The organism is Nonomuraea ceibae (assembly GCF_019396325.1).
GTDB classification, from domain to species: Bacteria; Actinomycetota; Actinomycetes; order Streptosporangiales; family Streptosporangiaceae; genus Nonomuraea; species Nonomuraea ceibae.
The window spans coordinates 63,828-76,765 of the sequence record NZ_JAHKRO010000035.1 but is presented as its reverse complement, the minus strand read 5'-3'; the positions used below and the strand labels follow the sequence as shown (position 1 = coordinate 76,765).

At 75.5% G+C, this 12,938-nt stretch carries 10 protein-coding genes; 4 read left to right on the top strand and 6 right to left on the bottom strand.

Annotated features, from left to right (window positions below; genetic code table 11):
• Positions 1 to 80: 80 nt before the first annotated feature.
• Genes KME80_RS22485 through KME80_RS22470 form a run of 4 tightly spaced genes read left to right on the top strand, consistent with a single transcriptional unit; the run spans position 81 to position 6,488 of the window.
• A complete protein-coding gene (locus KME80_RS22485; RefSeq protein WP_308125885.1) occupies positions 81 to 2,765 on the top strand; it encodes a tetratricopeptide repeat protein in 2,685 nt (894 codons plus the stop codon).
• A 46-nt stretch (positions 2,766 to 2,811) separates the two neighbouring features.
• Positions 2,812 to 3,522 (top strand): TetR/AcrR family transcriptional regulator, encoded by a 711-nt coding sequence (locus KME80_RS22480; RefSeq protein WP_219508043.1) that lies wholly within the window; start codon positions 2,812 to 2,814, stop codon positions 3,520 to 3,522.
• A gap of 1 nt (position 3,523) precedes the next feature.
• The gene (locus KME80_RS22475) at positions 3,524 to 6,019 is read left to right on the top strand and encodes a PEP/pyruvate-binding domain-containing protein (protein WP_219508042.1); all 2,496 of its coding nucleotides are present in this window, start codon (positions 3,524 to 3,526) and stop codon (positions 6,017 to 6,019) included.
• A 40-nt stretch (positions 6,020 to 6,059) separates the two neighbouring features.
• Positions 6,060 to 6,488 carry an SRPBCC domain-containing protein gene (locus KME80_RS22470; RefSeq protein ID WP_219508041.1) on the top strand — a complete coding sequence of 143 codons (429 nt, stop codon included), beginning with the start codon at positions 6,060 to 6,062 and terminating at the stop codon, positions 6,486 to 6,488.
• Between the two features lie 35 nt (positions 6,489 to 6,523).
• Here KME80_RS22470 and KME80_RS22465 read toward each other — a convergent pair whose 3' ends face one another.
• From KME80_RS22465 to KME80_RS22440, 6 genes are all read right to left on the bottom strand, one after another.
• Positions 6,524 to 7,909, bottom strand: a complete 1,386-nt coding sequence (locus tag KME80_RS22465; RefSeq protein WP_219508040.1) for a GH1 family beta-glucosidase — start codon at positions 7,907 to 7,909, stop codon at positions 6,524 to 6,526.
• A gap of 5 nt (positions 7,910 to 7,914) precedes the next feature.
• Entirely contained in the window at positions 7,915 to 8,076 is a 162-nt protein-coding gene (locus KME80_RS22460) for a hypothetical protein (protein WP_219508039.1), read from the bottom strand.
• 94 nt (positions 8,077 to 8,170) lie between these two features.
• Positions 8,171 to 10,153 carry a beta-galactosidase gene (locus KME80_RS22455; RefSeq protein ID WP_308125884.1) on the bottom strand — a complete coding sequence of 661 codons (1,983 nt, stop codon included), beginning with the start codon at positions 10,151 to 10,153 and terminating at the stop codon, positions 8,171 to 8,173.
• Positions 10,150 to 11,184, bottom strand: coding sequence for a LacI family DNA-binding transcriptional regulator (locus tag KME80_RS22450; protein WP_219508038.1), 1,035 nt, complete (start codon positions 11,182 to 11,184; stop codon positions 10,150 to 10,152). The genes KME80_RS22455 and KME80_RS22450 overlap by 4 nt, the downstream gene beginning before the upstream one ends.
• 88 nt (positions 11,185 to 11,272) lie before the next feature.
• Positions 11,273 to 11,920, bottom strand: coding sequence for a response regulator (locus KME80_RS22445; RefSeq protein WP_372455378.1), 648 nt, complete (start codon positions 11,918 to 11,920; stop codon positions 11,273 to 11,275).
• A 6-nt stretch (positions 11,921 to 11,926) separates the two neighbouring features.
• Entirely contained in the window at positions 11,927 to 12,892 is a 966-nt protein-coding gene (locus tag KME80_RS22440; RefSeq protein ID WP_219508035.1) for a HAMP domain-containing sensor histidine kinase, read from the bottom strand.
• Positions 12,893 to 12,938 lie beyond the last annotated feature (46 nt).

Sequence of the window (12,938 nt, the reverse complement as noted above, 5' to 3'; positions counted from 1 at the left end):
CCACCCCCACCCCCACTGGGGGGACACCCGAGGAGGAGGCGGCCACCCCCTCCGGGGAGGCGGCCCCCCTCGGCGGGCCGGTGGCCACCGGGGGGACGGCCCAAGGGCCGCTGGTCTCCGGTCTTCCCGCCGTGGGGACGCCCGCGGAGGAGGCGGCCGTCCCCTCCAGAGAGGCGGGTCCCTTCGGTGAAAGACAGGGGTGGGAGGAGGCGGTCGGGGCGTTTGAGAGGGCGTTGGAGGTGGAGCCGGGGGATCAGCGGGCCGTGCTGGGGCTGGGGGAGGCGCTGGTGGCGGCGGGGCGGACGGAGCGGGCCGGGGAGGTGCTGGCGGAGGCGTTCGGGAGCGGGGCGCCGCTGCATCTGGCCGCCTTCCTGCGGGCGTACGGGCACCGGGACGAGGCGGTCGCCGTAGCCGGCGAGCTGGCGGTCCGGGAGCCGGGGGAGGCGCCGGTGGCCGAGGGGGCGAGGCTGCTGGGGGAGATGCTGGCCGAGGCGGGGGAGACGGCGGGGGCGCGGGAGGCGTTCGAGCGGGCGGTCGCGGCGGACCCGGAGGGGGCGGGGGCGACGCTGGTGTGCGCCGGGGTCAGCCTGGAGCGGGCGGGCGATGCCGAGGGGGCGCGGATGGCGTTCGAGGGGGCGGCGCGGGACGCCGACCCGTGGGCGGCGCGCGCGGGGCGGGCCCGGCTGGGCACGGCGAGCGCGGAGGAGCTGCCGTGGGGGCTGCTGGCGCTGGGGGACGAGGAGGGCGCGCTGGCCGCCCTGGCCGGGACGGCCGGCAGCCGGGAGGCGGCGGAGCTGACGCTGGCGCTGCACCGCGAGGACGTCGCCACCGTGCGGCGGCTGCTGACCGCGCGCCCGTCGCAGGAGGCGTTCGCCGGGACGCTGCGGGCGGCGGCCGAGAGGGGGGAGGCGGCCGAGGAGCTGTACCGGCTGGTCGTCGAGCTGGCGGAGCCGGCCGTGGCGGCGGAGGCCAGGGTGGGGCTGGGCCGGCTGCTGTCGGACGACGGCCGGCACTGCCGGGCCGAGCTGTGCCTGCTGCCCGCGACGCGGGAGGCGGCCACGGCGGGGGCGGCGTGGCGCGCGGTCGGGATCGCCCGGCGGCGGCGCGGGGATCTGACGGGCGCGGTGGAGGCCGTGCGTGAGGCGATGCCGGACGCGGCCGTACAGCTCGCGGAGCTGCTGGAGGAGCTCGGGGACGCGGACGGCGCGCGGGCGGCGCTGGGCGAGGGCGCCGCGGCGGGTGACCTGGAGAGCCTGCGTCACCTGCTGGTGCACCTGCTGGAGCGGGGCGAGTACGACGCGATCCCGGCGCAGGCGGAGCGGGCCGTGGCGACGGGTGATCCGCAGACCGTGGCGATGGGCCACTGGGTGTGGGGTGACGCCTGCCGGTCCACGGGTGACCTGGCGGGCGCGGTGAAGCTGTACCGGCTGGCGATGGAGGCGGGGGACCCGGACGTGGTGCCGGGCGTGCGCGGCGACCTGGCGCAGGCGCTGCGGGCACGGGGTGACGGCGGCGCGGCGGCCGAGCAGGCGTGGCTGGCCATCGAGACCGGCGACCCGGAGACCGCGGCGCGGGCGGGCGTCAACCTGGGCTGCTGGCTGCACGAGGACGGCGACCCGCTGGGCGCGGCCGACGCCTTCGCCGCCGCGCTCCAGGCGAGTGAGCAGCCGGGCGAGCCGCAGGGGGCGGCGGGGACCGCGCTCGGGAACCTCGCCGTGCTCGCGCGACAGGCCGCCGGGCGTGGCGAGCACCAGCTCGCCACGCAGGTGCTGTCGCGGATGGGACGGCACGCGGGCGAGACGGCGCGCGAGCTCGGGGCGGCGTGCGACGATCCGGCGGCCGTGCGGGGCTACTTCGAGCTGGCCGGGCACGGCCCGGTGACGGAGCTGGAGATCGCCGGGCGGCTGGCGGAGCTGGGGCGGACGGCGGAGGCGCGGGCGGTGTACGAGCGGCTGGGCGGTGACGAGGACCCGGACGTGCGGTTCGTGGCGGGCGGCAGGCTGCTGGAGCTGCTGGAGGAGCAGGGCGACGAGGACGCCTTCTACAGCCTGGCCGAGCGGCAGGCGGGTGACGCCGAGAGCCCGGCGCGGGCGATGTTCGGCAGCCTGCTCGGCATGCTGCAGGAGCGCCAGGGTGACACGGAGGCGTCGCTGCGGACGTTGCGGGCGGCGGCGGAGTCAGGCGCGCCGCCCGCGCTGACGGCGCTCGCGCAGGCGCTGGCCGGCGACGGTCAGGTGGCGGAGGCCAGGCGGGTGTACGAGCGCGTCGTCGCCGGCGAGGACGCGGAGCTGGCCGTGCGGGCGATGGTGGCGATCGGGCACACCTATCACGACGACGACCCGGGCCTGGCCAGGGAGTGGTACGTCCGGGCGGTCGAGTCGGGGGCTGGGCACGCGAGCGCGCTGGGCGCGATGTACCTGGGCGCGCTGGCCAAGCGGGAGCGCGACTTCCCCGAGGCGCTCGGCTGGTACCAGCGGGTGATCGACGCGGGCGACCCGGAGTCGGGCATGGCCGCGGCGCACCTGGGCGAGCTGTGTTACTGGCTGGGCGATCTCGACGGCGCGCTGCGCTACTACGAGCTGACACTGGGCCTGACGGACCGGCCGGAGCTGGTCGCGGAGGCGGCCTGCCGGGCGGGCGAGATCCGCTACCGGCACGGTGACCTGGCCGCCGCGGGGGTGCTGCTGGCCCGGGCGGTGGAGACGGGGGACGAGACGTTCGCCGGGGAGGCGGAGGCGCTGCTCGGTAAACTTGCGGTTAATTAAACGACGTCATAGTCTCATCCAGTCAAACATTTATGGGGTGAGGCTGATGGGCAAGGCAGGACGACCGCCCCTGGACCCGGCGCGCCAGCTCGAACGGGCGCACCGGATCCTCGACGCGGCAGCCGAGCTGATCCTGCGCTGGGGCTACGACAAGACCACGATCGACGACGTGGCCGGGCAGGCCGGGGTCGCCAAGGGCACCATCTACCTGCACTGGCGCACGCGCGACGCGCTCTTCTCCGCGCTGCTGCGCCGCGAGCGGGTGCTGATGGTCCAAGAGGTGCGCGAGGCGGCCCCGGCCACGCTCCGGGAGCTGGTCGGCGCGCTCGCCGCCGCGCTGCTGCGGCGCCCGCTGATGAGGGCGCTGCTCGTCGGCGACCGCGAGGTGCTGGGCAAGCTCCGCGCGCTGAAACAGGACAGCCCGGCGACCCCGCTGCTCAGCGACGCCTTCGAGGACTATCTCGGCAGGCTCGACCGGCAGGGCGCCCTCCGTCCCGGCCTGACCGGCCAGGAACGGCTCACGGTCCTCGGGTCGGTGCTCTACGGGTTCGTGATCTCGCAGCCGATGATGCCCGAGCCGCCGGCCGCCGACCGGCTCGCGGAGCTGATCGCCGACACCGCCGACCGGGCGCTGTGCACCGACGGGCCGCCCGGCGACGCCGCCGAGATCGCCCGCGCCACCCTGGACTACCTCGACTCCGTCGAGGCGATCGCCCGCGGCAAGCTGGCCGGCTCCCTCGGCCTTGAGGAGGTGTGACGTGCGGACCGTGCTCCCCCTCGGCGACGAAGCCGCCGACCTCGCCACGGCGGGCGGCAAGGGCGCGTCGCTGGCGAAGCTGACCAGGGCCGGGCTGCCCGTCCCGGGCGGCTTCCACATCACCACCGGCGCCTACCGCGCGTTCGTGTCGGCCTTCCGCGACGAGATCGACCCGGGCGACCCCGCCGCCGTCGCGGAGCTGTTCGCCCGGCACGAGATCCCCGGCGACCTGGCCGCGAGCATCCGGGCCGCCTACGAGGCGCTGGGCGACGGGCTGGGCGACGGCGTGCCGGTGGCGGTGCGGTCGTCGGCGACGGCCGAGGACCTGCCGGGCATGTCGTTCGCCGGCCAGCAGGACACCTACCTCAACATCCGGGGCGACGGCCTGCTCGACGCCGTCAGGCGGTGCTGGGCCTCGCTGTGGAACGCCCGCGCGATCGCCTATCGCGAGCGGAACGGCGTCCCCCACGACGACGTGGCGCTGGCCGTCGTCGTCCAGGAGCTGGTGGACGCCGACGCCGCGGGCGTCATGTTCACCGCCAACCCCGTCACCGGGGCGCTCGGCGAGACCGTGATCAACGCGTCCTGGGGGCTCGGCGAGGCGGTCGTGGGCGGCCAGGTGACCCCCGACACGGTCGTGGTGACCTCGAGCGCCGTGACGGAGGCCCGTACCGGGGACAAGGCCGTGATGACCGTGCGGACCGAGGGCGGCACCGAGGAGCGGCCGGTCCCCGAGGAGCTGCGGCGGGCGGCGGTGCTCGACGAGGCGCAGGCCGTCGAGCTGGCCGCGCTCGGCGCGCGGGTGCAGGAGCTGTACGGCACGCCCATGGACGTGGAGTGGGTCCGGCGCGGCGGCGCGTTCGCGATCGTCCAGGCCCGCCCGGTCACCGGCGTCAAGCCGCGCACGGAGGAGTGGAACGACAGCCTCAGGGGCGACTACCTGTGGACCGGCGGCAACCTCGGCGAGGCCATCCCCGACGTGATGACGCCCGCGACCTGGTCGTTCGTGCGGATGTTCATCCACGAGGCGATGTCGGCCTCCACGCTGCCCGGCTTCGACCTGGTCGGCAACATCGGCGGACGCTTCTACATGAACCTCAGCGTGACGTTCTCCGTCGCCCGCGCGCTCGGCATGTCGGGCCGGCTGAGCGCCGTGGAGCAGGTGTTCGGCAGGCTGCCGGCCGGGCTGGAGCCGCCCATGCTCGACGTCTCCCGGTGGCGGATCGTCAAGGCGGTCGTGCCGATGGCGCTGGCCATCCGCAAACGGGTGCGCGAGCACCTGCGGGCCATGCCCGCCTTCCTGGCCGGGGCCGCCCGGCGCGGCGAGGAGCTGCGCGCACGGGTCGCCGCCACCGCCACGCCCGCCGAGCTGGCCGCGCTCTGGTCACGCGAGATCGAGCCGTACTTCGTCACCGCCTGCCGCATGCTGGAGGCCGCCGGGCGGCAGGGCGGCTCGACGCTCGTCTACACGCGCGACAACCTGCGCAGGCTGGTGGGCGAGGCCGACGCCGAGGCCATGCTGACCGGCGTCAACAGCGACGGCGAGCTGGCCAGCCTCGGCCTGCTCACCGGGCTCGGCCGGCTGGCCAGGGGCGAGATCACCAGGGACGAGTTCGCCCGCGCCTACGGGCACCGCGGGCCGCACGAGTTCGAGGTGTCGATGCCGCGCCCCGGCGAGGACCCCGGCTGGATCGACGCCCAGCTCGCCGGGCTGCGCGACCTGCGTGAGGACACCCGGGCGCTGCTCGCCCGCCAGGAGAAGGCCCGCGAGGCCGCCTGGGCGCGCTTCGCCGAGCGCCATCCGCGCAGGCTCGCCGGGATGCGGGCCAGGGTGCGCCGGTGGAACGCGGTGGTGCGCGACCGGGAGGCCACGCGGTCGGAGGTCATCCGGGCGTTCTGGGTGCTGCGCGCCTTCGTGGTGCGTGCCGGTGAGCTGACCGGGCACGGCGACGCGCTGTTCTTCCTGGCGGTGGAGGAGATCCTCGACGTGCTCGGCGGTGACGCCGCCGCCCTGGCGAACGTCCCCGTACGGCGTGCCACCTACGAGCGTTACGCGGCGCTGCCGCCGTACCCGGCGCTGATCGTCGGCCGGTTCGACCCGGTGCGCTGGGCGGCCGACCCGGACCGGCGCGCCGACCTGTACGACGCGCGCGGCGGCGGCACGCCGGTCAGCGACACGGTGACCGGCTTCCCCGGGGCTCCCGGCGTCGTCGAGGGCGTGGCCCGGGTGCTGTCGGGGCCGGAGGACGGCGACCGGCTCAAGCCGGGTGAGATCCTGGTGACCACGCTGACGAACGTCGGCTGGACGCCCATGTTCCCGCGCGCCGCCGCCGTGGTGACCGACATGGGCGCGCCTCTGTCGCACGCCTCGATCGTGGCCCGCGAGCTCGGCATCCCGGCCGTGGTCGGCACCGGCAACGCCACCATGCGGCTGCGCGACGGCGACCGGATCCGGGTGGACGGCGAGCGGGGCACGGTGGACCTGTTGGGGGGCTGACAGGAGTGGCTGAAAGCCCGCATACGTGTATAACTGCGCCATGCGGACCATCAGCGTTCCTGTCGACATCAAGGCGTCCCCCGAGCGGGTGTGGGAGGTCATCGCCGACTTCGCCGCCTACCGGGAGTGGAACCCGTTCATCCGGGAGGCGGCCGGCGAGGCCCGGGAGGGCACCACGCTCGCGCTGCGGATGTTCCCCGAAGGAGGCAGGCCGATGAGCTTCCGCCCCAAGGTCCTGCGCGCCGAGCCGGGGCGGGAGCTGCGCTGGCTGGGCAACCTCATCGTGCCCGGCCTGTTCGACGGCGAGCACGCCTTCGAGCTGAGCGCGACCGGTGACGGGACGCGGATGGTGCAGAGCGAGCGGTTCAGCGGCCTCCTCGTGCCCCTCTTCGGCAAGGTCGTCGCGCGGGCGGAGGGCGACTTCGCCCGGCTGAACGAGGCCCTGCGCCGGCGGGCCGAGGAGACCTGACGGGCCGGGCCCCCGGCGTCCGGGGGCCCGGCGGGTCACAGGCCGTTGGCCGCGACCACGTCCCGATACCAGTGGGCGCTGTCCTTCCAGGTGCGCTCCATCGTGTCGCGGTCGACGCGGACGACGCCGAACCGCTTGGCGTAGCCGTGCGCCCACTCGAAGTTGTCCATCAGCGACCACAGGAAGTAGCCGCGCACGTCGGCCCCGCCCTTGATCGCCTCCAGCACGGCCGTCAGGTGCCGCCGCAGGTAGTCGACGCGGTCGGCGTCGTGCACCCGGCCGTCGGCGCCGACCGGGTCGGGGAACGCGGCGCCGTTCTCGGTGATCATGACGGGCAGCGCCGGGTAGTCGCGGCGCAGCCGCAGCAGCAGCTCCGTCAGGCCGGTCTCGTCGATGTTCCACCCCATCTCGGTGTACGGGCCGGGCTGGCGGACGAACTCGACGTCCTCGCAGCCGATCCACGGTGACGCCGTGCCGTCCGCGTGCCCGTCGGCCGTGTCGCGCGCGCCGCCCCGGTCCCACTGGCGTACCAGGATCGGGTTGTAGTAGTTGATCCCCAGCACGTCGAGCGGCGCGGCGGCGGTGGCCTCGTCGCCGTCGCGCACGAACGACCAGTCGGTCACCGAGGCGGTGTCGTCGATGAGGTCGCGCGGGTAGGCGCCGTCGAGCATCGGCCCGAGGAAGGCCCGGTTGGCCACCGCGTCGACGCGGCGGACGGCGTCGGCGTCACGCTCGGACACGCCGCGCGTGTGGTGCAGGTTGAGCGTCACCGACACCTGCGCCGTGGCCGGGATCACCTCGCGCAGCGCGCGGGCGGCCAGGCCGTGGCCGAGGTTGAGGTGGTGCAGCGCGGCCAGGGCGGCGGCCGGGTCGGTGCGGCCGGGGGCGTGCACGCCGGAGGCGTAGCCGAGGTAGGCCGAGCACCACGGCTCGTTCAGCGTGATCCAGGTGTGCACCCGGTCGCCCAGGGCCTCGCCCATGCGGCGCGCGTACTCGCCGAACCGGAGCGCGGTGTCACGGGCCGGCCAGCCGCCGGCGTCCTCCAGCTCCTGGGGCAGGTCCCAGTGGTAGAGCGTGGCCACGGGGGCGATGCCGCGCTCGCGCAGGCCGTCGACCAGGCGGGAGTAGAAGCCGAGCCCGGCCTGGTTGAGCCGGTCGCCGCCGCCGGGCAGCACGCGCGGCCAGGAGATGGAGAACCGGTAGGCGCCCACGCCGAGCCCGGCCAGGATGTCGAGGTCCTCGTCGAGGCGGTGGTAGTGGTCGCAGGCGAGGTCGCCGGTGTCGCCGCCGGTCACCAGGCCGGGCGTGTGGGAGAAGGTGTCCCAGATCGAGGGGCCGCGGCCGTCCTCGTTCCAGGCGCCCTCGACCTGGTAGGCGGCCGTGGCCGTGCCCCACAGGAAGTCGTCGGGGAAGGTGGGCATGGGGGTCACTCCTCGGTGGTCAGGACGATCTCGATCTGATCAGTGTCGCCGCCGGCGGTGACGCGCACATCCGGGTGCGTGACGCCGGCGCCGGCCAGGTTCCAGGGGGCGGGCGCGCCCTCGGTGCGGCGGGCGCGCACCCGGAGCGTCCCGCCGTCGGCGGTCACGTCGTGGGCAGCGTGGGCGTACGCGCCCCGCGTCCCCGGGGCGCATGCGCCAGTAGCCGTCCTCGAACTTCATGTCGTCCGTCTCCGAGAGGGATCAGCAGGGCCGCAGCGCCACGACGTCCTGCGGGGCGAGCGTGACGTGGCCGGCCACGGCGGACCCGGTCAGCAGGTCCTCCGACGGCTCGGGAACGGGCACGCGCACGGTGCCGCCGCCGTGGTTGAGCAGGAACAGCACGGGACCGCGCCGTACCGCCTCGACGCCGGGCGGCAGGCCGGGCAGCACGCCGGTGACGCCCGCGTCGGCGAGCAGCCGGCCGGTCAGCTCGCCCAGCGCGTCCTGATCGGGCAGCGTCGCCAGGTACCAGGCGGCGCCGTCGCCGGTCGCGTGCCGCAGCACGGCCGGGCCGCCGTCGTCGAAGGCCGCGACCGTCTCGGCGCCCTCCGCGCGCACGAGCTCCGTCCAGGTGTGCGCGGTGAACGCGCCGCCGTCGCTCCAGCGGCAGCCGACCGGCCCGTCGACGGGCCGCCACTCCTCGCCGGACGCGCCCAGCACCTCGCGCAGCGGCGCCGGGAAGCGGCCGGTGCGGACGTGCGCCCGTGGATCGACGATCCCGGAGAACGGCCCGACCAGGAGCACGCCGCCGCCGCGCGCGTACGCGGTGAGCGAGGCGGCGTCGCGGTCGCTGATCAGGAAGAGGTTCGGCACCACGACCAGCGCGTATCGGGACAGGTCGGCGGACGGCGGGACCACGTCGGCGCTCACCCCGCGCTCCCACAGCGGCCGGTAGTGCGCCAGCAGCCGCTCGACCGGGTCGAGCCGGTCGCTGGGCAGGTCGCCCTCCTCCAGCGCCCACCAGCTCGGCCAGTCGTGCACGAGCGCCACCCGCGACTCCACCCGGGCGCCCGCCACGCCGGCCAGCCGGCGCAGTTCGGCGCCGTGCGCGCGGACCTCGGCGTGCAGCCGCGTGTCCGGCCCGGCGTGCGGCACCATCGCGGCGTGGAAGCGCTCCGCGCCGGACCGCGAGGCCCGCCACTGGAAGTAGCACGAGCCGTCGGCGCCGCGCGCCACCGCCTGCAGCGACTCCAGCCGCAGCCGGCCGGGCGGTTTGGGGAGGTTGTGCGGGCGCCAGTTGACCGCCGAGGTGGCCTGCTCCATCAGCATCCACGGCCGCCCGCCCGCCAGGCCGCGCATCAGGTCGTGGGTCAGCGCCGCGCGCACGGCGGCCAGCGGGTCGGCCGGGTCGGGGTAGTGGTCGTCGGAGACCACGTCCTCCTCGGGCGCCCAGGTCCAGTAGTCGACGGGCTTGAAGAAGCCCATGAAGTTCGTGGTGACGGGGATGTGCGGGGTGCGGGCGCGCAGCACGTCGCGCTCGGCCCGGAAGTGCGTGAGCAGCGCGTCGGAGCCGAACCGCCGGTGGTCGAGCCGCTGCGACGGGTTGACCAGGTACGGCGTGCGGCGCGGGGTGAGGATCTCGTCCCAGTCGCTGTAGCGCTGGCTCCAGAACGCGGTGCCCCACGCCTCGTTGAGCGCGTCCAGGTCGCCGTAGCGCTCGCGCAGCCAGGCGCGGAAGGCGGCCGCCGCGTCGTCGCAGTGGCAGAACTGCCCGTACTCGTTGCCCACGTGCCACATCGCCAGCGCCGGATGCCCGGCGTAGCGGTCGGCCAGGTCGCTCACCAGGGCCAGCGCCCGCTCCCGGTAGACCGGCGACGACACGCAGAACTGGTTGCGCGCCCCCCACCAGAGCCGGTGCCCCGACTCGTCCACCGGCAGGGTCTCCGGCCACCGGCGCCCCATCCACGGCGGCGGCGAGGCGGTCGGCGTGGCCAGGTCCACCGCGATCCCGGCCCCGGCCAGCAGGTCGAGCACCCGGTCCAGCCAGCCGAAGTCACGCGCGTCCGGCTCCGGCTCGATCCGCGCCCAGCTGAACACGCCGACGGTGACCAGGTTGACCCCGGCCGCCCGCATCAGCTCGGCGTCCTCCCGCCAGACCTCCTCCGGCCACTGCTCGGGGTTGTAGTCGCCGCCGAAGAGCAGGCCGCGCCCGTCCGTCAGGGAGTGCAGGCCGGGGCGGGTCACCGGGCGGCCGATCCGCGGGCGGCGGGCGCCGCAGAGCTGTCGCCGACGACCAGCCGGCAGGGCACCAGCCGCTGCCGGGGCTCCCGGTCGCCGTCCTCCAGCCGGTCGATGAGCATGCCGGCGCCGAGCCGGCCCAGCTCGGCGCTCGGCGGCTCCAGCGTGGTCAGCCGGGGGTGGAACAGCTCGGCCACCCGCGACGACGACAGCACCAGCATCAGCGTCAGGTCGCGGGGGACGCGCCCGCCCCGCGCGGCCACGGCGGAGATCACCCCGACGGCGGCCTGGTCGCTCATCACGGCCAGCGCGGTCACCTCCGGGTGGGCGGCCACGAGCCGCCCGTACGCCTCGCGGCCCTCGTCGGCGGTGGAGGCCCGCAGGTCGCCCACGTAGCCGAGCCCCGCCTGCGCCGCGGCGGCGGCGAACTCCCCGGCGGCGCGGATCGCCGGGCCGTACTGCTCCGCGTAGGCGCCGGGGGCGTGGCCGAAGAACGCCAGCGAGCGGTGCCCGAGCCCGGCCACGTGGGCGACGGCGTCGGCAGCCGTCCGGGCGAAGTCGATGTCGGCGTGGTCGACGCCGTCCGGCTCGCGGGTGCGGCCGATCATGGCGACCGGCACCCCGGCCCCGGCCAGCCACTCCACCCGCTCGTCGTCGAGCTTGACCTCCATCACGAGCACGCCGTCGACCAGGCCGAGCCCGGTCAGGTGGCGCAGCTCCTCGACCGGGTCGTCGCGCTCGGGGGAGAGCAGCAGGTGGTAGCCGCGTTCCTTGGCCGCCTCGGCCGCCGCGGTGGCGAACTGCATCTCGGTCAGGCCGAAGCCGTGGTGCGGGGCCGGGAACAGCAGCGCCAGGATGCGCGTGCGCTTGCTCACCAGGCCCCGGGCCAGCGCGTTCGGCCGGTAGCCGAGGTCGGCCGCCGCCTGCTCGATCCGCCTCCTGGTCTCCGCCGCCACCGGGCGGGTGCCGTTCAGCGCGGCCGAGGCCGTGCTGACCGCCACCCGCGCCCGCTCGGCCACCTCACGTAGCGAACTCATCACACCCCGGCCCGGATCAGCGTGTCGAAACGTTTCGCATGAACGTATTGGCCGGTTTGTGGTGATGTCAACGGCCGGGTGAAGAGGCTCAGGGTTCGATGAGCCCCGCGCGGATCGCGTAACGGGTGAGCTCCAGCCGGTCGCGCATGCCGAGCTTGCCGAGCACGTTCGCGCGGTGCCGGTCGACGGTCTTGACGCTGATCACCAGCAGGTCCGCGATCTCTTTGGAGGAGTGCCCTTCGGCGATGAGCTTGACGATCTCCTCCTCGCGCGGCGTCAGGATGCTGGCGGGCAGGCTCTCGCGTTGGTCGTCACGGCGCAGGTAGTCGCGGATCAGCGCCGTGACCGCGCCCGGGTAGAGGAACGGCTCGCCGCGCATCGCCGCCCGGCACGCCTCCAGCAGGTCGCGGTCGGCCACCGACTTGAGCACGTAACCGCTGGCCCCGGCCCGGAGCGACTCGAACAGGTACTGCTCGTTGTCGTACATCGACAGCATGAGCAGCCGGACCTCGGGCGCCCGCCGGGAGATCTCCCTGGCCGCCTGGATGCCGGTCATGCGCGGCATCGCGATGTCCAGGATCGCGAGGTCGACGCCCTCGGTGGCCAGCTCGACCGCCTCGGCGCCGTTGCCCGCCTCGGCCACCACCGTCAGGTCGGGCTCGGCGTCCAGGATGAGCCGCAGGCCCTGGCGCACCAGGGCGTGGTCGTCGGCGAGCAGGATGCGGGTGGGTGCCACGATCGGTCAGTCCCCTTCCTCGACCGGTACGGCCAGGCGTACGGCGGTGCCGCCCTCGGGCGGATGCTCGATGGACAGCCGGGCGCCGATCAGCAGCGCGCGTTCGCGCATGCCGATGATGCCCGCGCCCTCGTGGATCGGGCCGCCGCGCCCGTCGTCCACGATCGACAGCAGCACCCCGCCGGGCCGCCTGACCAGCGACAGCTCCACCCGCGACGCACCGGCGTGGCGGGCGACGTTGGTCAGCCCCTCCTGCGCGATGCGGTAGACGACCAGCTCGGCCTCGCCGCCCAGCGGCGGCAGCCGCGCGTCGAGGCGGCGGGTCACGGGCACGCCGGGGAAGTCGGCGGCCAGCGCGTTGAGCGCGCTGATCAGGCCCAGGTCCTCCAGCACGCCGGGCCGCAGCCGCCTGGCCACCTGCCGCACCTCGTCCAGGCTGGAGCGTACCGTCTCCTGGATCGTGCGCAGCTCCTCGCGCAGGTCGTCGGGCGCCCGGTCGGCGGTCCGCTTGAGCGCGAGGAGCACCACGGTCAGGCTCTGGCCGATCTCGTCGTGCAGCTCGCGGGCGATGCGCTGCCGCTCGCCCTCCTGCGCGGCCAGGGCGTGCGCGCTGGCCGCCGTCCGCTCGGCCTCCAGCCGGTCGAGCATCGCGTTGAACGTGCGCACCACGTCGGTGAGGTCGCCGTTGCCCCCGTCGGGCATCCGGTCGGTGGGTCGCAGCAGGTCGACCCGGCGCATCAGCGCGGTGAGCGCGCCGAGCGGCGCCAGGCTGCGGCGCAGCAGCAGCGCGTTGGCCGCCATGATCAGTGCCAGGCCGACGATCAGCACCGGGATCTCGGTCACCCGCACCAGCGGGGACACGGTGGCGGGGGAGAGGGCCAGCACCAGCGTCCCGGCGGTGAACACCAGCCCGTTGATCGCGATCACCCGCCGGAACAGCGCCTGCACGGGGCTCCGCCGTTGGTCGCTCATGCCCCCCAGCCTCACCGTCGGACGGCCCGGCCGTCCATCCGGTCCA

Excerpts from the sequence above, each read along its gene's own strand:
- KME80_RS22480 (WP_219508043.1), top strand. The coding sequence starts at position 2,812 with ATGGGCAAGGCAGGACGACCGCCCCTGGACCCGGCGCGCCAGCTCGAA.
- KME80_RS22470 (WP_219508041.1), top strand. The coding sequence starts at position 6,060 with ATGCGGACCATCAGCGTTCCTGTCGACATCAAGGCGTCCCCCGAGCGG.
- KME80_RS22465 (WP_219508040.1), bottom strand. The coding sequence starts at position 7,909 with ATGCCCACCTTCCCCGACGACTTCCTGTGGGGCACGGCCACGGCCGCC.
- KME80_RS22450 (WP_219508038.1), bottom strand. The coding sequence starts at position 11,184 with ATGAGTTCGCTACGTGAGGTGGCCGAGCGGGCGCGGGTGGCGGTCAGC.
- KME80_RS22440 (WP_219508035.1), bottom strand. The coding sequence starts at position 12,892 with ATGAGCGACCAACGGCGGAGCCCCGTGCAGGCGCTGTTCCGGCGGGTG.